General features: G+C 36.1%; 1 protein-coding gene and 1 pseudogene. Both read left to right on the top strand.

Annotated features, from left to right (window positions below; genetic code table 11):
* Window positions 1-276: ABC transporter substrate-binding protein (locus tag ACAN52_RS21930; protein WP_378957257.1), on the top strand; the 276-nt coding region annotated here is incomplete at its 5' end.
* Between the two features lie 223 nt (window positions 277-499).
* Window positions 500-699, top strand: a pseudogene (locus tag ACAN52_RS21925) (branched-chain amino acid ABC transporter permease); the annotation flags it as partial.

The following is a 699-nucleotide window of genomic DNA, read 5'->3' as shown; positions in this document are numbered from 1 at the left end:
AAAGCGTTCCTTGATGCTTTCAAGAAAGAATACGGTCAAGTTCCAGATGCCATGGCTGTTCTTGGTTATGATGCAGCCTATGCACTAGTTGATGCTATCAAACGTGCTAACAGCACTGAGTCAGATAAAATTCGTGAAGCTCTTGCTAACACAAAAGACTTCCAAGGTGTAACTGGTTCCTTGACGTTAAATGCTACTCATGATGCAATTAAGAGTGCAGTTATCATTGAAATGAAAGATGGTAAACAAGTATATAGAGAAACTGTAAAACCTTAAGATCTATTGTTGTATCGAAATTTGGCTTTCGCTGAATCAGTTTATTGAACAAACCGCTGATAGTAAGGGGATAAGGCAACAGTCTTATCCCCTCGCTATTTGACCAAATCGATTAAATTAAAGAATAGGATTTCTATACGATTGCTCTACTAAGAAAGGAAAAATGAGAAATATAAATGATAAACATTAAATTGCAAAAAATAAGCATTAAGGAGGCACGTGCATGGAATTTACATTTACTCAGCAATTGCTACAACAGTTAATTAATGGGGTATCTCTCGGAAGCATATATGCGCTTATTGCTTTAGGATATACCATGGTGTATGGCATTATCAAATTGATCAATTTTGCCCACGGTGATATTTATATGGTTGGTGCTTATGTGGCTTTCTTTGCGACAACGGCGTTAAAATTATCTTTTTT

The organism is Pelosinus sp. sgz500959, assembly GCF_042610375.1.
Taxonomy (GTDB): domain Bacteria; phylum Bacillota; class Negativicutes; order DSM-13327; family DSM-13327; genus CTSoil-075.
This window is presented reverse-complemented; position numbering and strand designations above follow the sequence as displayed.